This window comes from Streptomyces sp. NPDC029956 (assembly GCF_055574655.1).
This window is the reverse complement of record NZ_JBVHZJ010000059.1, coordinates 15,672-38,418: the sequence shown is the minus strand read 5'-3', so window position 1 is coordinate 38,418 and position 22,747 is coordinate 15,672. Positions and strand designations below refer to the sequence as shown.

The window sequence follows — 22,747 nt, the reverse complement described above, 5'->3', positions numbered from 1 at the left end:
CGGCGGCACCCAGCACCAGGGGGCCAGCGCAAGAGGGTGACCGTCGCCGTGGACGGCGAGCCGGTGGAAGTGTCGAAGCGTACGACGCCGATACCGACGCGACGGTGCACCCCCTGGTTCTGACTGTCGGGCGGCATGCCAAGGCGGAAGCCGTCGGCTTCGTTGCCCGCCGCGAAGAAGCCCGGGAGCGGAAGGCGCGGCGTGCGGCGCTCCGTGCCGAGGCAGAGACGCTGGCCGCAGCCGAGGCCGCAGTCCGGCAGGCTGTCACGTGTGAGGAGTGCGGCCGGGAGCGGTCGGCCGGGCTGTGCGACGCATGCGACCACCGGCGGCAGATCGAGGTCCTGATCAGCGAGGCCGGCCTCCTCCAGGCCACCTGGTCGGCCGACCTGACCGACCCGTCCAGCGTCGCGGCCGTCACCGCCGAGGTCCGCGCGGCCATCGAGAACGACATCGCCGCCGAGTGGGCGCAGTTCCAGAAGATCACCGACCTTGCCGACCTGGATGCCGCCGGTCCCGAAGCCGCCAAGGACGCAGCCGCGTACAACGCGTTCCTCACCGCCGAGGACGCGGTCGCGGACTACCGGCAGCGTGCACTGGACACGCTGGGCCGCAGCGAGGAAGCCCAAGCCGAGGCACGCAAGGCGTACGCCACCGAACGCGGCAAACCCTGGCACCAGTCCATGCCCGACGGCGACGCCGCCCTCCGCGCCGCGACCCAGGCCGCCGCGACAGCCCAGACCCGGACCGCCGAGCACCTCCTGGCCGTACGGCTGGAGAAGCTGCGTACCAAAGGCCGCCCCGAGCCGGTCCGCCGCGCGCCATGGGCACAGCGTCTGCCCGAGCTCGCCGCCGTCCCGCTGCACGGCAAGAACGCGAAGGTGATGGCGTGAACGCCCGTACCGGACGTGCCCCAACACCTCGCACCCGAACGCGCGATGCGGGCTACCCCCCGGTCATCGCGGACCGCCGGTCGCCGCTGTAGCGACACGCCGCCACGAGTGGGCCGTTCGGGTGCTTCGCCGGATCCCGCATCGGTAGGGTCGCGCCATGGACGACGTACGCGGCACGGTCTACGCATTCCTCTACGGTCCCGCCGAGCGCTTCGACGAGGCCCTCGCTGCCCTACACGCCGCTGGTATCACCGCGGCGCGCGACACCATCGAGCTGGAGGCGATCCGCGCCCTCTTCAGCGACGGGTCAATCCGCCCCTCAGCAGAGTTCATCCACCAGTGCCGGGACCGGGCCATCGCCGCTTCCGCGGGCACCGGCTTCACGGTGGCCGCCGAAAGGATGGGGATCGAGGAGGGCAACGCCGCAACCAGGAAGATCACGTACAACCGCCATACGGGCGAGTACCTCGGACAGTTCGTCGACACCGAAGCACCCCTCTTCATGCGCGAGGAGCAGCTGCAGCGCCTGGCCGACGAGCAGGGAATCACCGTCAGCGACATTGAGCTGCGGGACCCGCCGTACATGACGCCGCCGACGGCGTAACGGGGGACGCCTGGGAGCTCACTCCATCAGGCGAGTGTCCATCTGATGGGGCAGGAGTCCCGCATCAGCTGCGTGACCCACTCCGGGACCCAGTGGGCTTCATGCGTGAACTCGACGTCCACCAGGCCACTCTCCTTCGCCTCGCCAGGCTTCCTCGGCGATCCGAAGACGCGCGCCCTGGCGGTCGTGCGCTCGTTGGGCGGGTAGTAGTGGTCGTAGTGGATCCGGATGTAGGTCGGCACAAGCAGGCCGGCACCGTACGGGAGTGGAACCTCCGGGGCTCCGCTCGGTAGCTCAAAGACGACAGTCCGGAATTCCGAAAGATGTCGAGTCCGGATGCGGGTGGTCGTCTGGTGCAACTCGTCCGCCATGACGGCCTCCTAGCGGGTGAGTCCTGTGGCCGTGTTCTCCAGCCAGCGCACCGCCCAGGCGATCCCCTCGTCGAAGTCGCGCGTGCCTTCGGGGGCGGCTGCCTGGAGACGCTGTGCAAGCACTCGGAGGTCTGACTGCAGCCCCTTGGCCTTAGCGCGTTCCATCTCGTCTCGAAGTTCGTCCGGCACGGCCCAGTCGGATGATGCTCCCTGCTCGCGCTTCTGCTCCTCTTCGGCCTCCTGCTCCGCCCAGCGCTCGTTGATGGTCTCGATGAAGGGCAGCTTCAGAAGGAGCTCCGCGTCGCTCAGCGCGGCAAGCGCGGGCTTCACGACAACGATCACTCTGGCGCCGTCGGGCATGACGATCGCACGGCTGACCAGGTCTTCGCTCACGGCGATCTCCGTTCTCTGGACTGCCACACTCACTGACAGAAACCTGCTGGTCAATGGCTTTGACCAGGAATCACTACGCAGAGAGGGCCCCGGTGCGGTGCCGGGGCCTCTTCAGTCGTACGCGATCTGCGCTTCGGCTTGATACAAGTGAGGTGCCGGGACGCCGCCGAGCTCGCTCTGCCCGCGATCCAGGCGGAGGTCACGGGGCTGCTGAACGAGCAGCACTCGGTGACGCCACCTACATGACGATGCGAGAGCTGTTCGATCGAGCTGCGCGAGGAGCTCGGTCCCCCCCCGTTACCTTTTTCGTGGCTCCGCAATGGGGCCTCCGGCCTTCGGGTCCGGCATGACTTCCCCCCCTTGTTGCGGTTGATGATCCGGGGGGTGGTGTCACCGGGCCCGGAGGCATCGACGGACCGCTGATGAGGGGCTTGAGCACCGGCTTCACCCGAGCCGGAAGAGCTCTCCGTAACGTGGATGTGGCAGCTCGGTGCCGAGGCAAGGCCGGACGAAAGCGTGAGCGGAGGGGCCTGCACGTGATCGACATCGGCGACATCGACGTCTTCCTCGGCCTGGACGTCGGCAAGGGCGAACACCACGCCACCGCAGTCACCCCAGCTGGCAAAAAGGCCTTCGACAAGCGGTTACCCAACACCGAACCCAAGCTCCGCGAGCTCTTCGCCAAGCTGAAGGCCAAGCACGGAACGGTGCTTGTCGTCGTCGACCAGCCGGCCTCGATCGGGGCCCTGCCGCTGGCCGTGGCCCGGGACATGGGCTGCCCGGTGGCCTACCTTCCCGGGCTGACGATGCGAAGGATCGCCGACCTCTACCCCGGCGAGGCCAAGACAGATGCGAAGGACGCGTTCATCATCGCGGACGCGGCCCGCGCGATGCCCCACACGCTGCGGGCGATCGACGGCGAGGACGAGACCATCGCCGAGCTGGAGATGATCGTCGGCTTTGACGACGACCTGGCCGGCGAGGCGACCCGGGTCGCGAACCGGCTGCACGGCCTGCTGACCCAGATCCATCCGTCGCTGGAGCGGGTCCTGGGGCCACGGTTGCAGCACCCGGCCGTCCTCACGTTGCTGGAACGGTTCGGATCTCCGGCCCAGATCCGCAAGGCCGGCCGACGACGGCTGATCACCCTGTTACGGCCGAAGGCGCCGAGGATGGCCGAGCGGCTGGTCGAGGACATCTTCACCGCTCTGGACGAGCAGACCGTCACCGTTCCGGGCACCGAGGCGGCCGCGCTGATCGTCCCGAGCCTCGCCGGATCCCTGACCGCCGTCCTTGACCAGCGGAAACTGCTGGCCGCACGGATCGAAGAACTCCTGAAGGCCCACCCTCTTTCGAAGGTCCTGACGTCCATGCCCGGAATCGGCGTCAGGACCGGAGCCAGGATCCTGATCGAGGTCGGCGACGGCAGCACCTTCCCGACCGCCGGCCACCTCGCCGCCTACGCCGGACTCGCACCCGCGACCCGCAACTCAGGTTCCTCGATCCGCGGCGAACAACCTTCCAGGAGAGGGAACAAGCAGCTCAAACGGGCCTTCTTCCTCTCAGCGTTCGCCGCCCTGGGCGACCCGGCATCGCGGGCCTACTACGACAAGAAGATCGCTCAGGGCAAGCACCACACCCAGGCCCTGCTCTGCCTCGCCCGACGACGGGCCGACGTCCTCTTCGCCATGCTCCGCGACGGAACCTTCTACGAACCCCGGCCGGCAGCCTCAGGCTGATCCTCGTCACGATAGCCACACACCGGGCAGTCGTACTCGTCGACCGAGTCGATCAAGACCGGGTGACCGCAGTAGTCACACGGACGCAGGCCCTCATCAGCCGACTCCTCAACAGGTGCTTCAACACTCATGACAGTCACAGTGCCAGGCGGCCTCACCGCCCGGCACCCACCCCACCACCTTGACCAAAGAGATAGGGGCACCCCCCCCGGCGACAGGGACCGCTTCGACACCGAACGCGACACCGTCGCCCTAGAGCACGCGCGGAGGAAGCCCCGGTCGCAGGTGGCGGGCGGAAACCAAAGCGGCCGGCGCCCACTTCCGCCGAGGCGGGTGGCAAGGGCGCCGGCCAACCGAAAACACACACTCCGGGAAACCCGAGAGGCGTATCTCGCTTCTGAGTGTATCCGTACGAGGCGGCGTTGCGGATCCAGCCGACTTGCCAGCGATGATACAAGCTAGGTAATGTTGTCTTGCTCGCGGGTGGTGGCAGCCCGCAGCGCCGAACACACACCCACCCACTCAGGAGGCCCCATGCCCCTCTCCCTCACCCACTCCGCCGTCAGCACGACGCAGAACGCTGCCGCGTCCGCGTGGCCGGCCACCGCCGAAGCCGCGGACGCTGAACTCGCCCACCTTGCCGAGCTCCTGGCCGAGGCCGGTGTCACCGCCGTTCCCGGCGCGGGCGTCCTGGCGGCTCCCGGCCTCGCCGCGGGCCCGGGCGACACCGCTGGCATCCGGGTGCGCACCACCGCCAACCCGCCCCACGCCCTCTACCTCATCGCCGCCGGCCGCCTCACCCCGCACACCACCGCCGGCAGCGCCTTCGCTCACCTCCGCCCGCTCCTCGAGGCGGCCGCCCGCCCCTGCGACGGATGCGGCGCCGAGGCCGGCGAGCCGTGCAACCCGCACTGCCTGCCCGACCCGACGACCGACTGACACCCCCGCCGGCGGGGCGCGACGAGCGCCCCGCCCTGTGATGAAGGAGAAGCACATGATCCGCGCCGGACGCCTGCCGTACGTCCAGACCATGTCCGACCTGGCTGACGCCCTCGGCAAGAAGCTCACCACGCTTCGAAACCAGAAGCCCTACGCGGCAGAAGGCCACCCGGCGCCCATCAGCTCGCCCGACGCCCGCAACCAGCTCTGGGACGCGGAGCAGACCAAGGCCTTCTACGCCGGCGAGCCCATCCCCGAGCTGCCCCAGGTCGACGACGACGAGGACCTCCTCGACCGCCACGAGGCCGCCCAGGCGCTCGGCATCGAACCCGTCACCTGGAACACCTACAAGAAGGACCCGGCTCTGGTCGCTGGCATGGTCCTCGTGCCTGCCGGCCCCAAGGGCACCGAGCACTGGCCCCGCCGACTGGTCACCGCGTACAAGGACAGCCGGCCCGGCCGCGGCGCCGGCGGCGGCCGCCGCGAGGGCAGCGGCGACATGATCCCCCGCGACCAGATCCTGCCCCGGATCGCCGAGCTCCTGGACGCCGACCCCGCCGTCACCGTCGAGACCGTCTCCGACACCCTCGGCATCACCAAGTTCCCCACCGCGCAGAACGGCCTGGCCACCCTCCGAGGCAGGCGCATCGCCGACCTCGTCGAGCAGCAGCCCGGCCTCGACCTGAAGGACGCCGCTCTCCAGCTGGGCTACCCCGCCATCACCCACCGCGCCGCCGTCACGCACGCTGAGCGCGAGCTCCACGCCCGCGGCGCCCAGCCCTACCTGCAGCACACCGCCGACGCCCTGGCCGCCGCCGACATCGCCCAGCAGGCCCAGGTCGAGATCCGCCAGCTCGACGGCGACGCCCTGGCTACCGCCGTGATCCTCAACCCTGACCAGCCGGCCGCAGCCGTAGTGTGGGACTCCCGCTTCGGCTGGCGCACCTCCACCAGCCGCCGGCACCCCATCGGCAAGGACACCGACACCCCACCCGAGGGCGAGGGAATCCGCTACCTGGGCAGCGGACTCCAGCCCAACCCCGACGAGCTCCTCGCCGCGCTGCACGACGGCCGCATGGGCACCAAGCGCCCTCACCCCAAGCCCTGACGCACCAGCAGTCGAGATGTGGGCACCGACGCCCGCCTGCGCCCAGTCCGGACCGAACCCTCCACCACACTCGCGGGGGCGAGGGAGACGCAGTCTGCACCCAGCAGCCCGACTGCGACACGTACGGCCAGGAGCTGGCCCTGACCGGCCACCACCAGAGAGTGGCAGCCAGTGCGCGGTTCACCGTGTTCCGGGCTCGGGCCGCTGCCGGGGCCTTGCCAGAGCAGGCGGACAAGATCGTGTCGAAGCTGGAAGCCAAGGCCACCGAGTCGGTTCGCGGCTGGGGTACACCCACCCCGCCGACCAGGCCCTCGAGGAGACCGTGCGACTCATCGTCGACGCGGTCTCCGCTGACGAGGGCTGGCGGATCAGCATCCACCCGACCAGGACAAATGCTCGTCGTCGTCCTCAGCCACGCGGCTGCCGGCGCCGACGATGCGGTCCTCGCCGACCTCTTTGCCGTCCCCGGCACCGCCAGCTGCGGCACCGACACCTCCGAGGGAGGCCGGCGGGTGTGGGTGGTGCTGTCCACCGAACGCCCGCGGACCAGGCAAGGCTGAACGGGAGTCACGCGTCACCTCCGTCCGCGCGGGGTCGTTATCAGCGAGCCGCAGAACACCCCAGGAGGTCCCATGGCTCAGGAACCCGACTACGACACATTCGCGGAGATCTACAGTCGGGGCGGGAGGCAGGCGCTCGAGGGAGCGCTGGCCCACTACGCGCCGCGTGCCTCCTGGGCCAGCCTGAACGACGCGGAGAATCTGGCTGTTCAGGTCGTCGAAGGCGCGGCAGCCCGGACCGCGGCCCATGTCGACCAGCTCGAAGCCCAGGCTGCGGCACTAGTAGTGCTTCGTTACGTTGGGTGATCTTGCCTGGTGGTGGGCATCTTCCGGTCATGAGGTTGGGGGAGGTGGAACGGCTCCGGGGTGAGATATCGGAGTTCGTTGCCGATGTGTTCGCCTCGTTGCCGCGGCGGGATCAGCGGCGGTGGGGCGGGTGTTATCTGCGGGGTCTGATGCTGGACGGGCGGCGGAAGTCGGTCCAACCGATGGCCGAGCGGCTGCCGGACGGGAACATGCAGGCTCTGCAGCAGTTCGTGAACCAGTCGCCGTGGGATCCGCTGCCGGTGCGGCGCCGGATCGCCGAACGGCTGAGCCGGGCGATCAACCCGGAGGTGTGGGTGATCGACGATGTGTCGTTCCCCAAGTGCGGCACCGCTTCGGTCGGGGTGGCCCGGCAGTACTGCGGAGCGCTCGGGAAACGGGCGAACTGCCAGGTTGCGGTCAGTGTCCACGCCGCCACCGACACCGGCTCGTGCCCGCTGGACTGGCAGCTGTATCTGCCGCAGGAGTGGACGGACGAGCCGGACCGCTGTCGTCGGGCCGGAGTGCCGGATGAAGCCGTTGCCCACCAGGAGAAGTGGCGCCTGGCGCTCGGCATGCTCGACACGCTCGCCGGCTGGGATCTGAAGGCGCCGGTGGTGGTCGCCGACGCGGGCTACGGCGTCAGCACCCTGTTCCGGACCGGCCTGGAGGAACGCGGGCTGTCCTATGTCCTCGCGCTGACCGGCAAGGAAGTCGCTCATGCCGAAGAGGCCGAGCCGCACCGGCCCGCCTATGGCGGGCTCGGACCGCCGACCCTGCCCCGCTACCGCACCCCGCCCCGAGCCGTCAGTGCCCTCGCGGAGGAAACCGGCCCGGAACAGTTCACCGAGGTCACCTGGCGACAGGGCAGCAAAGGAGCGATGACCTCGCGGTTCACCGTCCTGACCATCCGTCCCACGGGCAAGCGGTCCCTGGCCGCAGCCCAGAGCACCGGCGGTGGCCGCAACCGGTGGGACGGTGTCCTGCCCGCACGGACCCTCCTGGTCGAGTGGCCGCACGGTCAGGACGTCCCGACGGGCTACTGGATATCGAACCTGCCCGCCACCACCCCGGTCGCCGACCTGGTCCGCTGGGCGAAGATGCGCTGGCGCATCGAACACGACTACCGCGAACTCAAGCACGGCCTGGGACTGGACCACTTCGAAGGCCGTACCTGGCGCGGCTGGCACCACCACGTCACCCTCGTCACCGCCGCCCAGGCCTTCCTCACCCTGCGGCGGCTCGACCCAAAAGCCCACACGCCGGCCTGACCCTCTACCAGGTCCTCGACACCCTCCAGGACCTGCTGCAGTGCTGGACCGGCACCTGCACCACCTGCGGCCGATCCCTACCCCGCAACAGAACCAGACGAAGAACCTAACGAAGCACTACTAGGACCTGTCCGGCCGATCATCGGCAGAAGCTACCGTCGGCGGATCCTTCTGAATCGGGCTGCCAGCTTGGTGGTGCGGGTGCTGAACCGATCCATCAGCCTGATCGCCATGTCGTGGCGGAGCTCGTGGGCCCAGTCGTAGGCAGCCTGGCCGTTGACCGCGAGATGTGGATCAGCACCGTATGCCAGGAGGATCGCGGTCAGTGCGCTGTCGATCGGCTCCCCCGACTGGTTCGCGACATCGACCTCTGTGTCGATGGCGTGCATCAGCAGAGTCATCCGGCAGCAGACCTCGTCAGCGTCGGCTCCCTCGTCGAGGATGCGCGTGAGCGTGGCGTGCTCGCTCAGCTCCACCGCTTGGTGAGCAGGCGTCCAGGGATTCTTGCGATTCAGGGCATCCGCCATGGTCATAGGGGCATCCACCCAGGGCATTATGCCGATGGAACGCGACCTTGATCGGCCGGACAGGCCCTAAGCGTCCGGGGCGGTGCGGCGCTGCAGGTGCCCGATCTCGACCTGCCCGGTCGTGCCGTCGGCGTACTGGACGGTGCAGCGCTCTCCCGGCGGCGCACCGCACTTGGGGCAGGTGCCCACGGGCTTGCGCGGCCCCGGGGGCCGCTTCTTCGGCGGAGGGGTCGCGTAGGCGTTCTTCGAGGCCCCGGGGCGCGGAGGGCGCTCGGGCCGGGCCTTGGGATCGCACCGGCCGTGCACCGGCTTGTTGCGGGCGCGGCCGCGTTCCCAGCTGTAGAGGACCCGGTCCTTGATCGCGTAGCCGCAGATGGCGCACACCGCCGGGCCCTTGCTGCGCCGGGCGGGGACCGTGGCCTTGGCCTGCTTCGCGGGCTCGGTCACGACCGTGCCGTCCGCCCGTGTCACGGTGACCTCGGAGGCCGGAGTGATGTCGTAGGACTGCAGGTTGGGCTTGGCGGTGTAGGTCTGGCCCTTCCGCCCGCCCCGGCGGGCACCACCACGTGTCATGTCGTAGAGCGTAGGACACCACCCACCTCACCCGACGGTCCCTGCATCGACGGCCGGACCGCGCAGATGCGTGCCTGGGCGGCGCACGCCGCAGCCCGCGCGCCGGGGCGACAACACGCAGCAGGGGCGCCCGGGGCCGTGAAGCTGCCCGCCCCGGCCCGCGTGACGCCGCGCAGCCCGCCGAAAGGCGCCGCGCTGTCAGTCCCCGGGAGCACAATGAGGAGAAGTCACCCTTCTGGAGCAACTGGAGCAGGATGGACCGACGCCTCATCCAGACCGCGGTCTTCGGCAGCCCCGACTCTGACGAGCCGGCCCTGTGCCCCGAAACCCCTGACGAGCTGGAAGCCTTCCGCCGTGAGCACACCGGCGTCACCATCTGGTGCGGGACCCAGTTCGAAGGCGGCTGCGGCCGGCAGCTGACGACCCGCCTGTGCACAGACAAGATCTGCCACTTCGCCCACCACGGCAGCGGCGGCACGGGCGGCCCCTGCGGCCGCAAGGACCGCGGCAAGGACGACGCCAACCACCTCTTCGCCAAGGCCCACCTGAAGTCGTGGCTGCGCACCCAGGGCATCGAGGCCGAGTTCACCCTTCCCGAGCCCCTGGGATCCGCCGTCATGGTCCATCTTCCCGACGGGCGGGCGATCCTTCTCCACCTCGACCGGAACCAGCCCATCACCTGGGACCCCGGAAGGTGGGAGACCATCCTGGGCCCCGGCGTCCGAGACACCCACGCCCTCATCCAGCGCGGCCACCTCCACCGGGTCCGCTTCGCCGACCGCCCCGGCGGCGGCCGCACCCTGCAGTTCGGCACCGAACTCCACGGCCGCGGCACGGACCACTGGGACCCTCTGGACGACATCGTCCTGACCCCCGCCGGCCTCGTCTCCAAGTCCAGGCCCGCCACCAGCACTCCGGCCCCCGCACCGCAGCCCGAACAGGCGCCGGCCGGCCGGGAGATCGTCACCATCACCCGCGCCACCGCCCGCGACCCCCGGCGCAGCGACCCCGCCCACGAACTGCTGCGCCACCTCGACATCGACCACGACAGCCCCAGGAAGATCAAGGACGTCGTCGAGGCGATCCCGCGCCTCTTGGAGACGGACCTGCATCCGGATGACGCCAACCGGCTGCGCGTCGCCCTGCCCAAGTGCCTGCGGCGGCTGGAGGCGCACGCGCAGCGCCGGCAGAAGGTGGTGCAGCAGCTGCGGGAGAAGCCGACGGAGGCCCTTTACTACGAGGCCGTCAGGCTGCTGGAGGACGACCCCGATGCCTCGCAGGAGGAGAAGGACGTCGTCGCCGCCCTCACAGACCGCATCGAAGAAGCGCGTGCCGCGAAGGAAGCCGCCCGGCGTGCCGCACAAGAGCGCGCCCGGGAGGAAGAGCGCCGGGCCGAGCAAGAACGACGTGACGCGTGGTTGAAGGAGATGGCCGCCAGCCAGGAAGCCACGCAACGGGAGCTGGCCGCCAAGAAGGCCGCCGCTGCCCAGCGAGTAGCCCGAGCCGCAGAACAGCGATCCCGGCAGGCGCGTGCCGACAAGGTCGCACCGCTCGCCCCGGCAGTCCGCGGAGCCCTGAAGAAGGCCGCCCGCGAGCACCGCGTCACCACCTGGCCCGAACTCCGCGACAAGACCGGCCTGCGCCAGCTCGGCCAGCTCAACCACGGCGACAAGGTCGAGCTCCTCGCCCTGGTGGAGGCCGACACCACCCCCGAAACCCCCCTCCTGTCCACCCTCCTCATCACCGACGACGACAGCGCCTCCCTCAACCTCCACCGCGACATCTCACGGCTGCTGGGCCGCCCCCTGCCCTCCAGCGACACCGACCTGATCGAGCAACTCGCCCACGACCGCACCCAGCTTCACAACCAGCGGTGAACACAGCGGGAGGCCAGGCCGACTGATCAAGCTGGTGCGCTCTCCCCTGCGCCCCCATACCTCGATACGGGGGCGCAGCACGTTCCGGGTGGTTACGGGACGGGCTCGTCTTGGAGTTCTGATCCGCGCAGAGGTCCCGGACCGTCCGGCACGCGTGGCGGTCCCGGGCTACTCTCGCGGAGAGGCGGTTGTGAGCCGATTGGTCGTCGCTCCCGTTGCAGCCTCCGCCCGTGCCCTCGTCATCCCCCCCCGGCGAGGGCACGGGTGTAGCGGCACAGGGCAGTGCCCTTGCGGGGGAGTGGTGAATCCCCGGCGGCTCGTCCCGGCCGACGGTGGCACGCTCGCCCGCTGCCCCGTCGGACCCCAGCTTGTGCTCACCGCCACCGACGTCATCGGCCACAACATCCGGGCCGCCGCCCTCGTCATCACCGCCCCCGCCCCCGCGGTCGAAGGCCCGTCCTGTCCAAGCTCACGGTCCCAGTTGTCGGCGTACACGTGAACGTGCAGGACCGCGTACGGATGAACGTGCAGGGTTCCTGATGTGCTGAGGTTGAGGATTCGGCACTCTGCTGCCTGTTGGTCGAGGTCGCAGAGATGGGGTGGCCGTGGTCCTGGATCCGCAGCGCTGGCTGGAACTACGGCGTTTTCGTGGTCTGGTCGAGTCCGGAGCGATGAGCCTGACCGAGGTCGCCAAGGAAACGGGCCTGAACTGGCGGACGGTCAGCAAATACCTGGCAGCCGACGGACCCGCCGCACCTCCGCGCCGGTCGCCGAACGGTCGGTCGAAGGCGAGGGTGATCGACGAGTTCGCTCCGCTGGTCGACTCGATGCTGAGGGCCGAGATCCTGATGAAGGCCGCAGTGATCCACGAGCGCCTTGCAGCGGAGTACGGGTTCACCGGCAACTACCAGCGGACCAAGCTCTACGTCCAGGAAGCCCGGCTCCGGATCGCCGAGGAACTCGGCATCACGCCCAATGAGCTGGCGGGCATGCACCGCCGTTTCGAGGTGATCCCCGGCGCCCAGGCCCAGGTGGACTGGGGCGACGAGGGCAAGATCCTCGCCCACATGGGAATCCCGAAGGTCTACTCCTTCCACATGACGCTGTCGTACTCGCGCGACCCGTTCTGCTGCTTCACCACCAGCCAGGACCTGCAGACGTTCTTCGACTGCCACCGCCGCGCGTTCGCGCACTTCGGCGGGGTGCCGATGACGATCGTCTACGACCGCACGAAGACCGTCGTCCGCCGCCACGTCGCCCCGGGCGAGGCGGTTCCGCTACACCCGGAAGCGGTCGGGTTCGCCGGCCACTACGACTTCGACATCGACGTCCTGGCCGCCTACCGGCCCACAGGCAAGGGACGTGTCGAGCGGCAGGTTCTGATCGTCCGCGACCACGTCCTGTCCGGCCGGTCCTTCTCCTCCGTCGAGGAGATGGACGCCGCCTTCATCACCTGGGTCCCGCAGCGACGGGCCCAGGCTCACCGGACTCACCAGCAGATCATCGGAGAACGGGCGGCCCGTGATCACGTGGCTCTCCGGCCTCTGCCGCCGACTCCGTATCTGGTGGCCGAGCGGCATCTGCGGCCAGTCGGCAAGGACTGCCTGGTCGCCTTCGGCGGCAACCTCTACTCGGTGCCCGCCCGCAGGGTCCGCCCGCGGCAGCTAGTGGAGATCCGGGCCACGAAGTCGCAGATCATGCTGCATTCCACCATGGCCGACTCCAGCGGCGAGACACTGCTGGCGACCCACCCGCGGGCGATCGGCCGCGGGGTCCGTGTCGTCGAGGAAGCCCACTGGGACGGCCTGCCCACGGGCGAGGGACGCCGGACCACCACCGGGGATGTTCTGCCGCAGCCCCGTCGTGAGCGTCATCGGGGCGAGGAATCAGGGCCTTTACGGGCTCTGCTGAACCGGGCCGCAGCCACCCGCGTCGAGGTCGGCCGCCGGCCGCTGTCGGTCTATGACGAGCTGACCGGAACCCGCCCCTTCACCACCCGTCCGAGCACGAGGGAAACGTCTTGAGCGAGCTGGTCTCCACCCGCATCCGCAACACGGCCGGCAAGCTCGGCCTGCCCCACCTGGCCGAAACGATCAACGAGTACACCCGGCGGGCCGACGAGGGGAAGATGGGCTACCTCGACTTCCTCGACCTGGTCCTGTCCGAGGAACTGGCTGTCCGCGACGACCGCCGCTTCCGCCAGGGCCTGCGGCTCTCGAAGCTGCCGCACCACAAGACGCTCGACGAGTACGACTTCTCCTTCCAGCCCGAGCTCGATCCACGGAAGGTCAAGGACCTCGCCACCCTCTCCTTCGTCGAGGGCAAGGCGAATGCCGCCCTGCTCGGGCCGCCCGGGGTCGGAAAGACACACATCGCCGTCGCCCTGGCGGTCGCGGCCTGCCGGGCCGGCTACTCGATCTACTTCACCAGCCTCGACGACATGGTCCGCAACCTCAAAGCCGCCGAGACCACCGGGCGCCTGACGAACAAGCTCGGCACCTACCTGCGGCCCGGCGTCCTCGTCGTCGACGAAGTCGGCTACCAGCCCCTCGAACGAGCGGAAGCGAACCTGGTCTTCCAGGTCATCTCCAAGCGCTACGAGAAGGGCTCGATCATCCTGACCTCGAACAAGACCTTCAGCGAATGGGGCCAAGTGTTCGGCGACGAGGTCCTGGCCACCGCGATCCTCGACCGGCTCCTCCACCACTGCGAAGTGATCTCCATCAACGGCCCCAGCTACCGGCTGAAGAACCGCCTCCAGGCCATCGAGCGAGAGAACGACGTGGCCTGACCAGCTGCGATCAGGACCCCATGGTCCTGGCCCGGCGGGATGAAGGCGTCGGCTCCATCGGCATCCTCGACATGCCCCTGGGCATCGACCGTGATGGCCGTCGCACGCCCCTGCGACGTGATGAGCCAGGCCAGCACCTGTTCCGTCAGCGGCGTTCCACCCGGGCCCTCGTCCTTCCAGTGCACCCGCCACCCTCCGCCAGGCACCGCGGCCACGACCTGGTCAGCTCGCTCCAGGTGGGAGAAGTCCTCGTAGTCAGTCACCGCACGCAGGGCACCACGCTTGGGATCGACGACCAGGGCCGTCCCGGTCGCCTGGTCCCAGCCCTCCACGCGCACCATGCGGCCGACCTCGGTGTCGGTGCCATTGAAGATCGCGGTCCAGCCAGTCTGATTGAAATAGCGAAGAGACACGCTCCATCATCTCGAACCACGACGCCCGCGCTTCACAGGTCTCCTTGCTCTGCACGTTCATCCGTACGCGGCTCTGCACATAGGCGAGTACGCCGACACCAGTGGCCCACTTGCCCCCCGCGGACGTAGAACAGCACTGTTTCTTACCCCGCGGCGTCAACCAGCGCGAGCCGCCCGGTGATCGTTTTCGGTGAACCTGCCTGCCCCCACGAGTGACATCCCACGGATCCACCCCGCCCGCTCCCACCGGAGCCGGTACCTCTACGGAACGTGATCACTTACCTGACCCGGGCCGCAGCAGCGGCCACGCTCGCCCTGGCCTCCCTCGCCGTCACCGCGCCCGCACACGCCGGCGGCGACACCCCCGCCGGCCTGCTCACCCTGCCCGGCGCCGTCGCCGTCCTCCCGGTCGCCGAGGAAGCCCAGAACGACACGTACTCGCGCGACTTCTTCCGCCACTGGAACAGGGGCCTGAACCTCACCGACGCGTGCAGTACGCGAGGCGAGGTCCTGATCTCCGAGGCCGTCGAGGCCCCGGTCGTCGGCGCGAACTGCGCCCTGACCGGGGGCGTGTGGTGGAGTTATTACGACGAGGCCGAGGTCCGCTCGGCCTCCGGTCTCGACATCGACCACATGGTCCCGCTCAAGGAGGCCTGGGGGTCCGGCGCCTGGGAGTGGACGGCCGAGCGCCGGGAGGCCTACGCGAACGACCAGAACGCCGCGGTCTCGCTGATCGCGGTCACCGCCCGCTCCAACCGGGCCAAGGCGGACAAGGACCCGGCGCAGTGGATGCCGCCGGCGCCCAGTGCCCGCTGCCGGTACGCCACCGAGTGGACCGCGACGAAGCTGCGCTGGAATCTGAGCGTGGATCCTGCGGAGGCTGGCGCCCTCCAGGCGCTCGCGGCCGAGTGCCCGGATGCGATCGTGCAGTTCGAGCCCGCCGAGTAGGACGACGGATCGCCGTCTGCGGCTCGGGGGATCCCGCAGACGGCGACGCCGCCCGCCCCGCCTGCTCACAGGATCACAGCTCAAACCATTGCATTCGAGGGTGAAAGGGTGCGCATGGCTGTGAAGTGTGGGGGTAGGCGGGTGCAGAGCGGACCGGGGCCGCTCACGGGCCCGCGGATTCCCCTTCCCGCAGTGGCCCGACCGGGTGGAGGACCGGCCCGCACCAGTGGTGTTGTGCGGGCTGGTCTCCCCGAAGCGGGGAAACCGCGGTGTGCTGCCGGTCGAGGGCCGGTCCCGCGTACGTGCGAAGGGACGCGGGACCGGCTGTGGACGCCCGTCCTGTGGGAGTCATGGCGACCGTACGACGCACCTGTTGCAGTGCGCAGGTTCTGATCCGCCGTCAGTGGCCCGCCGGCAGACCGTGCGGAACCGCTCGGCGGGCCAGCCGCCTCCGGGCTGCCTCAGATTTCAATACGCCGGTGCCACCAGTGCAGATGTTCTGGGGCGAAAGGATCGTTGACCGTTCGTCTGAGGACGCGTGCGTCGACAGGGGCCAGCGCGGCTCGCAGCTCTCGTCGAGCCCGGGCCCGCAGGTTCCATGCCGCCACTTCGAGCAGTGTGCGGATATGCCCGGTTGCGACGTCTGAATACCCGTAGTGCCACTCCTCAGCACCACGGGGTCGGCCGGCCCGCAGGGTCCAGCGCCGGAATGCGAGCGCAACATCACCCCTGGACAGGCCGCGCTCGCGCTCGATCTGGAGGATCTGACGGTTCGCCGACGCAGACAGCCCTGGTATGACGGTCCGTCTGGCGTTCCTTATATCCCGAAGCGGCAGCTGAGACCTGATCTCGCCCGGTGTCCGGCGAGGCATGTCGACTTCCTGAAGGTGCTGGTGCTGGCAGGTCTCCGAACGCTAACTCGGCGGCCAGTGAGCCTCAAGGTCTCAGCTGAGGGGAGGACGAGGTAGTGCCCTGTTTCAGCGACTCTTCCAGCGTTCCAGATCGCGGCCGGGGGAGTTTCCCTCGGCCGCACTGTTGTGTCCTCCGCTCACGCGGGAGGCTGGACGTTGGTGGGGTCGAGCAGGCTCTCCATGAAGGCCTGGAAGCGGTGCAGGTCGTCGGCCCACCCTGGGACGGCCAGGTACTGCACGGTGCTGATGGCAACCGCAGCCTCACCGGCCGCTCCGTTCGGTGCGAGACCGCCCACCCGGACCCACTGGTCCCACATCGCGTCGGCCATCAGGTGATGTACAAGCTCCGGGTTCTCCACGGCACGCGTCCACAGCAGCGCCACTGTGCCGGAGGCCTTCGTGCAGGCGCGGACCGCCGCGCACAGAAGCCGGTCGTCGGCCTGCTCGACCACCCTCATCAGCCCCCGGAGGCCGTCCGCCATCGGGGACTGCGCCATGAGGTCGACGCCGGCGAGTTCGGCCTTTCGATGGGCGGCCCGGATGCGCTCGATCATCTCCCTGCCCTGCGGCCAGGTGGCCTCCCACGACTCCATCAGGCCCTCGAAGCTCACATCAGCTGCCCCGCCGACCAGCATGCGGGCCCCCGGTTCCGTGAGCGCCCGGTGGAAGAGGTTCGGCACGGAGTGGCTCGGGGGCAGCTCGACACCGTCCTTGGCCGCGTATGCGCGCAGCGTTCCGTCCAGGTCCCGGCGCGGGGAGCGACGGTTCCTGAGCAGCTGCGCCGCGAGTTCCTCCCGCGCCTCGAACGCGGCGTCGGAGTCGCCGCCGGGCACCTGATCCACGTTGAGCCCGGCCTTCTCCAGGGGCTTGCGTATCGAGGAGAGCAGAGCGTCCCTCAGCCGCTCGGCGGTCTCCGGGGTGTCGGCGAGGGCCCAGCAGTACCAGCCCGCCCAGCTGACGCTTCGGCCCTGCCCAGACGCCCGGACCAGGCCCATGGTCAGGTGCACGACCTCGGGGCGGAGCGTGCCATCGGCGTCGCGCCAGTCCTTCGTCCTCGGCAGCCACAGCTGCTGCCGCCACCGTTCCAGCTGCGTGGCGGTGACGCGGTACCCGTGCTTGTCCACCTCGGCGATCAGTTCGAGTTCGAGGCGGGACGGCTTCGTACGGGGCATGGTCAGCTCCTGCGGTTCGGGTCGCCGGTGGACATGGCGGTGTAGACGGCGGCCGCCGTTCCCAGGGCGCTCGCCCACTCCTGGCTCTGCGCCGCGGCGACGCCGGCGGCGAGGACCAGGAGCAGGACGAGCACGCGGCCTCCCCGCGTGGGGTGAGGGGTGAGCGGGTTGTTCATGTGCGCGGAATCCTTCCGGGTGAACTCTGCCCGGCCATTCCGGGAGAGGCAGCGTCGCTCGGGAGGCCCGGGACCGGCTTGCACGACCAGTTCCTCATGCCATCCCGGGCGAAGTGCGGGAAACCTCGCGGGGTATGACACTTCGCCAGCCGCCCCTTCCCCTCATCGAGCCGTCTCCCTCGACCACCCGTACCCGGGTTCCAGACGCCGGCGAAGGCCCTGGGCCACCGGCCCCCGCCGTGGATTCGCCCCCACCGGACAGAAGCCCCGGCGCATGGCGCCGGGGCTCCACTCATGTGACGGCCCTACCGCCGACGACATGGCGCGCGCTGTCGCGAGTGGGTCAGCTCCCCCACTCCGGGTCGAAGTTCCGGACCCATCCAGTGTCGACACGCATGCCTGCTCCCCTCGCTGCGCGGGCCGGTGGTCCGGCCCTGGTGTGGCGACGCTACTTCTGACCAGCGGAAACAGGGAAGAGGTGGGCGGGGCCTTCGTCAGGAGGCGTGGCGGTAGGCGCCCGCCGGCCGGACCACGGTGTGCCCCCACCGGGCGTTCAGCTTGTCGAGGACCGGCTCGATGCGGAGTCGTGCCTCGCGTTCGGGGTCGAGGGATAGCTGGGTGCCGGGGCCGTCCTCGGCGGCGGTGAGTTCCTCGGCGGTGACGGTGACCCTGCGGACGCGGGCCCTCTGGAAGGCGAGCGCGTCCCAGCTGCGCCACACGGCGGTGCGCAGGTCCTCGGTGTGGCCGGACGGGGTGGGGAGCTTGCGTGCCCGTTCGACGCGGGCGCCGTCGGCGAGGCGTACGGAGAGGGTGAGGCCGCGGGCGATCTGCCCGCGTGCGCGGAGCCGTTCGGCGAGTTCGGCGACGAGGTCGAGGAGCGCGGCCCGGATGAGGACGGGGTCGAGCATGTCCCGCTGGAAGTCGTGCCGGGCCGAGGTCGACTCCGGCCGGCGGAGCGGCACCACGGCGCGGGGGTCGATGCCGCGGGCCCGCTGGCGCAGTGTCCGGCCCGCTTCGCCGCCGACGACGCGGCAGACGACGTCCTCGGGCATGGCGGCGAGGGCGCCGATGGTGTGCAGTCCGTACCGGCGGAGCGTCGCGGCCTGTGCGGCGCCGACCCCGTAGAGGGCATCGACCGGCAGCGGGGCGAGGAAAGCCGTCACGGCTCGTTCGTCGGGGAGGTGCAGCACGCCGCCGGGGCCGGTGTGGGCCGAGGCGGTCGCGGCCGTCGCCCAGGTGTCCGCGACGCCGATACGGACGTCGGTCCCGTGAAGGAGCGAGCGCACCCGCACCCGCCGGGCGATCTCGTCCGGCGTCGCCTCGTGCAGCCGGAGCACACCGCCGATCTGCGCGAGGGCCGCCGCAGGCGGGATGGGCTGGACGAGGGGGGTCACGTCCGCGAGGAGGTCGAGGACGGTGCGGTACTCCTCGGGCTCGATGTCCGGACGGCACCGCACGTGCATGATCACGCTTCTACTCATGCCGCTCTTGCCTCTCTTTCGTGGCCGGTGCGGACGTGCTCGCGCAGCGCTACCCGCTCTGCCGGTCCGACGGACGGCGTGTCCCAGGACGGATGCCACCACAGCTGTACGGACAGCCGCAGCAGCCGACGCCGCAGGACCGCCGTGCTGCCGGTGCCCGCGGCCGCGAGGGCGGCGTAGGTGTCCGTCCACGCCGTCTGGGTGCGGATGAGGTCGAGGGGGAAAGGGTCGCGCTCCACCCGTTCAGTGAAACACGTGCTCGATTTTCTCGACCAGTCAAAGCTCCGCGACCGCGGCGGGCATCCTGTTGATCGCCGGTGAGCAGGGCTCGTTACGGAACGCAAGCATCGAATTACTGTTCCCTATGTGACGGTTGGCGGGTTAGTGTCCCCTTCAAGCAAGATCCCGCCAGGGGGGTACACCATGCATGCTGCCGAAACCGCAGGTCGGCCGGGGCGTCCGCCCGGTATCAGCGTCAACGCGGAGGGCCTGACAGCCCGGCAGGTCGCGATCACCGAGTTCATCGAGCGCGAGGTGACCCGTCAGGGTTACCCGCCGTCGATGCGGGAGATCGGCGCCGCGGTCAAGCTCAGCAGTACCTCTTCCGTCGCGCATCAGCTGATGGCACTGGAGCGCAAGGGCGTGCTCTACCGGGACCCGCACCGGCCGCGCGCCTACCGTGTACGCGCCCGCTGGACCACGGGCTTTCCCGAGGCGCCCACCCATGCCGGTCCCGGCGTGGCCGCTGTACCGCTCGTCGGCCGGATTGCGGCCGGAGCCCCGATCCTCGCCGAGGAGGCAGTCGAGGACGTGCTGGCGCTGCCCCGGCAGCTGGTCGGCGAGGGGCGCCTCTTCGCGTTGAAGGTCGTCGGCGACAGCATGATCGACGCGGCGATCTGCGACGGCGACGTGGTCACCGTCCGCCAGGCCGACAGCGCGGACCACGGGGACATCGTCGCCGCCATGATCGACGGCGAGGCCACCGTGAAGCGTCTGCGCCGCGAGGACGGTCACGTCTGGCTGATGCCGCACAACCCCGCCTACGAGCCGATCCCCGGCGACGACGCGGTCATCCTCGGCAAGGTCGTCGCAGTCCTGCGCACCCTGTAGCGTCCGCCGGTCGCCGCTGAACCCCCGCCCGCATATGCCAACGGCTGATTCGTGCACGCCTCTGGCGTGTGCGGACAGCCCGGTGGCAGGGTGACAGCACGCGGCACCCCCGTCCCCACCCCACGCGGGTCACGCCGCCGGCCCCGCCCTCGCGCGCCCGCACGGGCGGGGCCGCGCCCGCCTCCCGGCTCCCCGCGGGAGGCCGCAGGCGCTCACCGAGCCCGACGCCCTGTCCGTCACGCCGATGACGAGCCGGGCGCCTGTGAGTCACGACCACTCCTGATGCTCAATTGAACGTGACTTGGTCCTCGCCGCGCCGCTTCTCCTGTTCTTCGATGCCACGGTCGGTGAAGTACACGGAGTGGGTGAGGTGCTGGCCACCGCCGTGTGGCGGCCGGAACTGCGGCTCATGACCGTGCCTCGACCAGGTGCCACGCTCGCCGGCAACCGGTCTCTCCAGGGTGCTCGATCGCCGGTCATCCCTGTTCTGCGCCGCGCTCCGGGTCACGTACGCGCTCCGTACTGTTCTGCCTGACCAGCGCAGGGACGTGGGGCAGAGGGACGGTCTCAGGCGCTGGAAGGGCGGTTGAAGCCTCGGCCACCCCGTTCGCCTGGGTGAAGCATGGACGTAGCGCATGCGGCAGCGGCTTCTTCGTCGCCCCGGGCTGGGTCCAGACCCGTGTTGGCAGGACCCGCAGCGCGGCCGGATGGAAGCGCAGACACGGAAAGGGCCTCACGGATGAACGGCCAGATTGATCAGCGGACGGTTCTACTCGCACTCGTGGGCTGCGGCACCGTGTACGTCGCCTTAGAGCACCCCCCGTTCGGTACTGCCCTCATGGTGGGCGTCGGCGTGGTGACGTTGCTGCATCTGCTGATGAGGCAGCGCTGACCCTCCCGCCCGTACGCGCTCAATGAGTGAAGAGCCGTTGCTCCTGGCGCTCGTTGAGCACGGCATGAAGAAGAGGACGAGGAAGAGCCGCAAGCCGGTCAGGGCGAGGGTGCCCGCGGCCGTGGTGGAGCCGGGGCAGATCGAGGGGGAGACGAGGGCGGTCGACCTGGTGGCCGCGTACGTGCGCGGCGACGTAGAGCAGATCGCGGCGTGCGGGCTCCAGGGCGACGAACTCGCCCGCGCCTACATGTGGCAGATGCTCGACGGGATGCTCAGTGACGCCGTCCTCGCGGACCCCAGTTTCGACCTGAGCCGCCGTGCGGTGATGCAGCCGGCGGGAGTCGCGTGGCTCTCCACGGTGCCGATGTCCGAGGACGTCGCGGCCCTGGTCTGGGGGCTCGCCGGGGACGGCGGGGCGGGCCCGTGGCTGCGGATGTCGGCGGAGGACCGGGCGACCGCGTACGCGGTTTCGGTCGCGGCCCGGGGAATCGCGGTCTGGGGCCCCCGACCGGCTCCTCGCCCACCTCGCGCGGACGCGGGCGACGGTGTCCCGGCCGTAAGCGACCGGATGGCGACGGTCCGGGCCACCCTCGTCAGCGGATGCGCTGCGACCACGCCAGGACACCTCACCCTGGGGCCTACTGGGTGCGCTTCCGCCACGCTGCGACGGTCCTCCTGGACACTCCCAGCTCGCGCGCCATCGCCGAGACGCTGGTCTGCATACGCGCCTGGAAGTAGTCGGGCAGGCTGGCGAACCCGGCCCTGGCGATTCGCTCCGCCATGCGCCGGCGGGCCGCGTCGGCGTGCCCCTGCCCTCCCCGCTGCCGCGCCGCGCGCACCATCGGCCGCAACGCGGTCTCCTGGCTGCTGGGGATCGCCGAGGTCTCCGGCGCATTGGTGCGCCCGAGCTCCATCGCCTCGCGGATGTCGGACCGTTCCCGGTAGCGGGCCCGGCCCTGTTCACGTGCCCGTTCCGTGAGCGTGGCAGCCCGGAGACTCAGCCGGCGCGGCAGCTCGTACGCCTCGCGGTACTCCGCACTGCTCATCTCGTGGACTCGGGCGAGGTGCGGGGCCAGCAGGGCGAACGACCGCCCGCAGCCCAGACAGATCAGGCGGCCGTCCTCCTCGTACTCCTGCACGCCATGGGGTGCCATCAGGCTGCTGCCCGCGCCTTCTTCACCAGCTTGTTCACGGTGGACTGGTCCAGGCCGAGCTGCCGCGCGGCGAGGGACTGGTTGCCGCCGCAGTGCTCGACGAACGCGGCCACGCGCCCGGCTCGTTCCGCCGCGAGGCGGTTTGCCTCCTGAACAGCCTCTTCCCAGGCCGCTGTCGTCTCGCGGATCTGGTGAATCTGGACGAGGCCGGTGAGGCCTGCGTCGGTGTTGATGACGGCGGCCATCTCGTCGGCGACGGATGGGATGAGGGTGCCTGCTTCGTCCAAGGCGTCGGGGAACCACTCGCCATCGGCGATGGTGGCCCGGGTCAGAAGGACCTGGACCTCGCGGCCGTCCTCCAAGGTGACTGGGCCGTAGCCGATCGCTTCGGGGAGGCGGGACGGCCACGGGGCGTCGGTACCTTCGTAGACGTCCCCGGCAAGGACGAGGAGGTCGGAGCCACCCTCGTAGAAGTTGATGACGTCGGAGCCGGTCAGCAGCCGCATGGTGTCTCCTCCGAATGGGGGCGCCGGGTGGAGTTCCA

At 70.0% G+C, this 22,747-nt stretch carries 26 protein-coding genes; 14 read left to right on the top strand and 12 right to left on the bottom strand.

What is annotated here, in order from left to right; translation table 11 throughout:
- The first annotated feature begins 104 nt into the window (after positions 1 to 104).
- Together ACZ4XX_RS33160 and ACZ4XX_RS33155 are read left to right on the top strand one after the other, a co-directional pair.
- Positions 105 to 890: a hypothetical protein gene (locus tag ACZ4XX_RS33160; RefSeq protein WP_468511568.1), complete on the top strand. Its 786-nt coding sequence runs from the start codon at positions 105 to 107 to the stop codon at positions 888 to 890.
- A 157-nt stretch (positions 891 to 1,047) separates the two neighbouring features.
- On the top strand, positions 1,048 to 1,494 hold the full coding sequence (locus tag ACZ4XX_RS33155) for a hypothetical protein (RefSeq protein ID WP_468511567.1): 447 nt from the start codon (positions 1,048 to 1,050) through the stop codon (positions 1,492 to 1,494).
- A 26-nt stretch (positions 1,495 to 1,520) separates the two neighbouring features.
- On the opposite strand, the gene ACZ4XX_RS33150 is transcribed toward ACZ4XX_RS33155, so the two are convergent.
- Together ACZ4XX_RS33150 and ACZ4XX_RS33145 are read right to left on the bottom strand one after the other, a co-directional pair.
- On the bottom strand, positions 1,521 to 1,865 hold the full coding sequence (locus tag ACZ4XX_RS33150) for a hypothetical protein (RefSeq protein WP_468511566.1): 345 nt from the start codon (positions 1,863 to 1,865) through the stop codon (positions 1,521 to 1,523).
- A 9-nt stretch (positions 1,866 to 1,874) separates the two neighbouring features.
- Positions 1,875 to 2,258 (bottom strand): hypothetical protein, encoded by a 384-nt coding sequence (locus ACZ4XX_RS33145; RefSeq protein WP_468511565.1) that lies wholly within the window; start codon positions 2,256 to 2,258, stop codon positions 1,875 to 1,877.
- Positions 2,259 to 2,794: 536 nt separating this feature from the next.
- Between ACZ4XX_RS33145 and ACZ4XX_RS33140 the strand changes: the two genes are divergently transcribed.
- The 6 genes from ACZ4XX_RS33140 to ACZ4XX_RS33115 all read left to right on the top strand — a co-directional run bounded on the left by ACZ4XX_RS33140 (position 2,795) and on the right by ACZ4XX_RS33115 (position 8,178).
- Complete coding sequence (locus ACZ4XX_RS33140) at positions 2,795 to 3,997, top strand: IS110 family RNA-guided transposase (protein WP_468511564.1); 1,203 nt, start codon at positions 2,795 to 2,797, stop codon at positions 3,995 to 3,997.
- Between the two features lie 534 nt (positions 3,998 to 4,531).
- Entirely contained in the window at positions 4,532 to 4,936 is a 405-nt protein-coding gene (locus ACZ4XX_RS33135) for a hypothetical protein (protein WP_468511563.1), read from the top strand.
- A 55-nt stretch (positions 4,937 to 4,991) separates the two neighbouring features.
- The gene (locus ACZ4XX_RS33130) at positions 4,992 to 6,044 is read left to right on the top strand and encodes a DUF6292 family protein (RefSeq protein ID WP_468511562.1); all 1,053 of its coding nucleotides are present in this window, start codon (positions 4,992 to 4,994) and stop codon (positions 6,042 to 6,044) included.
- Between the two features lie 392 nt (positions 6,045 to 6,436).
- A complete protein-coding gene (locus ACZ4XX_RS33125; protein WP_468511561.1) occupies positions 6,437 to 6,604 on the top strand; it encodes a hypothetical protein in 168 nt (55 codons plus the stop codon).
- 72 nt (positions 6,605 to 6,676) lie between these two features.
- Positions 6,677 to 6,910, top strand: coding sequence for a hypothetical protein (locus tag ACZ4XX_RS33120; protein ID WP_468511560.1), 234 nt, complete (start codon positions 6,677 to 6,679; stop codon positions 6,908 to 6,910).
- Between the two features lie 29 nt (positions 6,911 to 6,939).
- Positions 6,940 to 8,178 carry an IS701 family transposase gene (locus ACZ4XX_RS33115; protein WP_468511559.1) on the top strand — a complete coding sequence of 413 codons (1,239 nt, stop codon included), beginning with the start codon at positions 6,940 to 6,942 and terminating at the stop codon, positions 8,176 to 8,178.
- A gap of 152 nt (positions 8,179 to 8,330) precedes the next feature.
- Here ACZ4XX_RS33115 and ACZ4XX_RS33110 read toward each other — a convergent pair whose 3' ends face one another.
- Both ACZ4XX_RS33110 and ACZ4XX_RS33105 read right to left on the bottom strand, forming a co-directional pair.
- On the bottom strand, positions 8,331 to 8,711 hold the full coding sequence (locus tag ACZ4XX_RS33110) for an ankyrin repeat domain-containing protein (RefSeq protein ID WP_468511558.1): 381 nt from the start codon (positions 8,709 to 8,711) through the stop codon (positions 8,331 to 8,333).
- Between the two features lie 60 nt (positions 8,712 to 8,771).
- Complete coding sequence (locus ACZ4XX_RS33105) at positions 8,772 to 9,278, bottom strand: hypothetical protein (protein ID WP_468511557.1); 507 nt, start codon at positions 9,276 to 9,278, stop codon at positions 8,772 to 8,774.
- Between the two features lie 254 nt (positions 9,279 to 9,532).
- Between ACZ4XX_RS33105 and ACZ4XX_RS33100 the strand changes: the two genes are divergently transcribed.
- The 4 genes from ACZ4XX_RS33100 (at position 9,533) to istB (ending at position 13,946) form a co-directional block, all read left to right on the top strand.
- Positions 9,533 to 11,155 carry a hypothetical protein gene (locus tag ACZ4XX_RS33100; RefSeq protein WP_468511556.1) on the top strand — a complete coding sequence of 541 codons (1,623 nt, stop codon included), beginning with the start codon at positions 9,533 to 9,535 and terminating at the stop codon, positions 11,153 to 11,155.
- 301 nt (positions 11,156 to 11,456) lie between these two features.
- Positions 11,457 to 11,654 (top strand): hypothetical protein, encoded by a 198-nt coding sequence (locus ACZ4XX_RS33095; protein WP_468511555.1) that lies wholly within the window; start codon positions 11,457 to 11,459, stop codon positions 11,652 to 11,654.
- Positions 11,655 to 11,760: 106 nt separating this feature from the next.
- The gene (istA, locus tag ACZ4XX_RS33090; protein WP_468511554.1) at positions 11,761 to 13,179 is read left to right on the top strand and encodes an IS21 family transposase; all 1,419 of its coding nucleotides are present in this window, start codon (positions 11,761 to 11,763) and stop codon (positions 13,177 to 13,179) included.
- The gene (istB, locus tag ACZ4XX_RS33085) at positions 13,176 to 13,946 is read left to right on the top strand and encodes an IS21-like element helper ATPase IstB (RefSeq protein WP_468511553.1); all 771 of its coding nucleotides are present in this window, start codon (positions 13,176 to 13,178) and stop codon (positions 13,944 to 13,946) included. Before istA ends, istB begins: the two co-directional genes overlap by 4 nt.
- On the opposite strand, the gene ACZ4XX_RS33080 is transcribed toward istB, so the two are convergent.
- The gene (locus tag ACZ4XX_RS33080) at positions 13,892 to 14,359 is read right to left on the bottom strand and encodes a hypothetical protein (protein ID WP_468511552.1); all 468 of its coding nucleotides are present in this window, start codon (positions 14,357 to 14,359) and stop codon (positions 13,892 to 13,894) included. The two genes, istB and ACZ4XX_RS33080, sit on opposite strands and share 55 nt — an antisense overlap.
- A gap of 270 nt (positions 14,360 to 14,629) precedes the next feature.
- On the opposite strand from ACZ4XX_RS33080, the gene ACZ4XX_RS33075 reads away from it, so the two are divergent.
- Positions 14,630 to 15,307, top strand: a complete 678-nt coding sequence (locus tag ACZ4XX_RS33075) for an HNH endonuclease family protein (protein ID WP_468511551.1) — start codon at positions 14,630 to 14,632, stop codon at positions 15,305 to 15,307.
- Between the two features lie 1,048 nt (positions 15,308 to 16,355).
- Here the strand turns inward: ACZ4XX_RS33075 and ACZ4XX_RS33070 are convergent.
- The 4 genes from ACZ4XX_RS33070 to ACZ4XX_RS33055 all read right to left on the bottom strand — a co-directional run bounded on the left by ACZ4XX_RS33070 (position 16,356) and on the right by ACZ4XX_RS33055 (position 19,286).
- Positions 16,356 to 17,390 (bottom strand): hypothetical protein, encoded by a 1,035-nt coding sequence (locus tag ACZ4XX_RS33070; RefSeq protein ID WP_468511550.1) that lies wholly within the window; start codon positions 17,388 to 17,390, stop codon positions 16,356 to 16,358.
- A 2-nt stretch (positions 17,391 to 17,392) separates the two neighbouring features.
- Complete coding sequence (locus tag ACZ4XX_RS33065; RefSeq protein ID WP_468511549.1) at positions 17,393 to 17,566, bottom strand: hypothetical protein; 174 nt, start codon at positions 17,564 to 17,566, stop codon at positions 17,393 to 17,395.
- 494 nt (positions 17,567 to 18,060) lie between these two features.
- Positions 18,061 to 19,047 (bottom strand): DNA polymerase Y family protein, encoded by a 987-nt coding sequence (locus ACZ4XX_RS33060; RefSeq protein WP_468511548.1) that lies wholly within the window; start codon positions 19,045 to 19,047, stop codon positions 18,061 to 18,063.
- Positions 19,044 to 19,286, bottom strand: coding sequence for a hypothetical protein (locus tag ACZ4XX_RS33055; RefSeq protein ID WP_468511547.1), 243 nt, complete (start codon positions 19,284 to 19,286; stop codon positions 19,044 to 19,046). Before ACZ4XX_RS33055 ends, ACZ4XX_RS33060 begins: the two co-directional genes overlap by 4 nt.
- Positions 19,287 to 19,470: 184 nt before the next feature.
- On the opposite strand from ACZ4XX_RS33055, the gene lexA reads away from it, so the two are divergent.
- Positions 19,471 to 20,157 (top strand): transcriptional repressor LexA, encoded by a 687-nt coding sequence (gene lexA, locus ACZ4XX_RS33050; protein ID WP_468511546.1) that lies wholly within the window; start codon positions 19,471 to 19,473, stop codon positions 20,155 to 20,157.
- Positions 20,158 to 20,443: 286 nt separating this feature from the next.
- Here lexA and ACZ4XX_RS33045 read toward each other — a convergent pair whose 3' ends face one another.
- The 3 genes from ACZ4XX_RS33045 to ACZ4XX_RS33035 form a co-directional block, all read right to left on the bottom strand.
- Positions 20,444 to 20,794, bottom strand: coding sequence for a DUF6104 family protein (locus tag ACZ4XX_RS33045; protein ID WP_468511545.1), 351 nt, complete (start codon positions 20,792 to 20,794; stop codon positions 20,444 to 20,446).
- 893 nt (positions 20,795 to 21,687) lie between these two features.
- Positions 21,688 to 22,203 (bottom strand): MucR family transcriptional regulator, encoded by a 516-nt coding sequence (locus ACZ4XX_RS33040; protein WP_468511544.1) that lies wholly within the window; start codon positions 22,201 to 22,203, stop codon positions 21,688 to 21,690.
- A complete protein-coding gene (locus ACZ4XX_RS33035) occupies positions 22,203 to 22,709 on the bottom strand; it encodes a hypothetical protein (protein ID WP_468511543.1) in 507 nt (168 codons plus the stop codon). The genes ACZ4XX_RS33040 and ACZ4XX_RS33035 overlap by 1 nt, the downstream gene beginning before the upstream one ends.
- Positions 22,710 to 22,747 lie beyond the last annotated feature (38 nt).

Excerpts from the sequence above, each read along its gene's own strand:
- ACZ4XX_RS33155 (WP_468511567.1), top strand. The coding sequence starts at position 1,048 with ATGGACGACGTACGCGGCACGGTCTACGCATTCCTCTACGGTCCCGCC.
- ACZ4XX_RS33150 (WP_468511566.1), bottom strand. The coding sequence starts at position 1,865 with ATGGCGGACGAGTTGCACCAGACGACCACCCGCATCCGGACTCGACAT.
- ACZ4XX_RS33135 (WP_468511563.1), top strand. The coding sequence starts at position 4,532 with ATGCCCCTCTCCCTCACCCACTCCGCCGTCAGCACGACGCAGAACGCT.
- ACZ4XX_RS33130 (WP_468511562.1), top strand. The coding sequence starts at position 4,992 with ATGATCCGCGCCGGACGCCTGCCGTACGTCCAGACCATGTCCGACCTG.
- ACZ4XX_RS33125 (WP_468511561.1), top strand. The coding sequence starts at position 6,437 with ATGCTCGTCGTCGTCCTCAGCCACGCGGCTGCCGGCGCCGACGATGCG.
- ACZ4XX_RS33120 (WP_468511560.1), top strand. The coding sequence starts at position 6,677 with ATGGCTCAGGAACCCGACTACGACACATTCGCGGAGATCTACAGTCGG.
- ACZ4XX_RS33115 (WP_468511559.1), top strand. The coding sequence starts at position 6,940 with ATGAGGTTGGGGGAGGTGGAACGGCTCCGGGGTGAGATATCGGAGTTC.
- ACZ4XX_RS33110 (WP_468511558.1), bottom strand. The coding sequence starts at position 8,711 with ATGACCATGGCGGATGCCCTGAATCGCAAGAATCCCTGGACGCCTGCT.
- ACZ4XX_RS33105 (WP_468511557.1), bottom strand. The coding sequence starts at position 9,278 with ATGACACGTGGTGGTGCCCGCCGGGGCGGGCGGAAGGGCCAGACCTAC.
- ACZ4XX_RS33100 (WP_468511556.1), top strand. The coding sequence starts at position 9,533 with ATGGACCGACGCCTCATCCAGACCGCGGTCTTCGGCAGCCCCGACTCT.
- ACZ4XX_RS33070 (WP_468511550.1), bottom strand. The coding sequence starts at position 17,390 with ATGCCCCGTACGAAGCCGTCCCGCCTCGAACTCGAACTGATCGCCGAG.
- ACZ4XX_RS33065 (WP_468511549.1), bottom strand. The coding sequence starts at position 17,566 with ATGAACAACCCGCTCACCCCTCACCCCACGCGGGGAGGCCGCGTGCTC.
- ACZ4XX_RS33060 (WP_468511548.1), bottom strand. The coding sequence starts at position 19,047 with ATGAGTAGAAGCGTGATCATGCACGTGCGGTGCCGTCCGGACATCGAG.
- lexA (WP_468511546.1), top strand. The coding sequence starts at position 19,471 with ATGCATGCTGCCGAAACCGCAGGTCGGCCGGGGCGTCCGCCCGGTATC.
- ACZ4XX_RS33045 (WP_468511545.1), bottom strand. The coding sequence starts at position 20,794 with ATGCGCTACGTCCATGCTTCACCCAGGCGAACGGGGTGGCCGAGGCTT.
- ACZ4XX_RS33040 (WP_468511544.1), bottom strand. The coding sequence starts at position 22,203 with ATGGCACCCCATGGCGTGCAGGAGTACGAGGAGGACGGCCGCCTGATC.
- ACZ4XX_RS33035 (WP_468511543.1), bottom strand. The coding sequence starts at position 22,709 with ATGCGGCTGCTGACCGGCTCCGACGTCATCAACTTCTACGAGGGTGGC.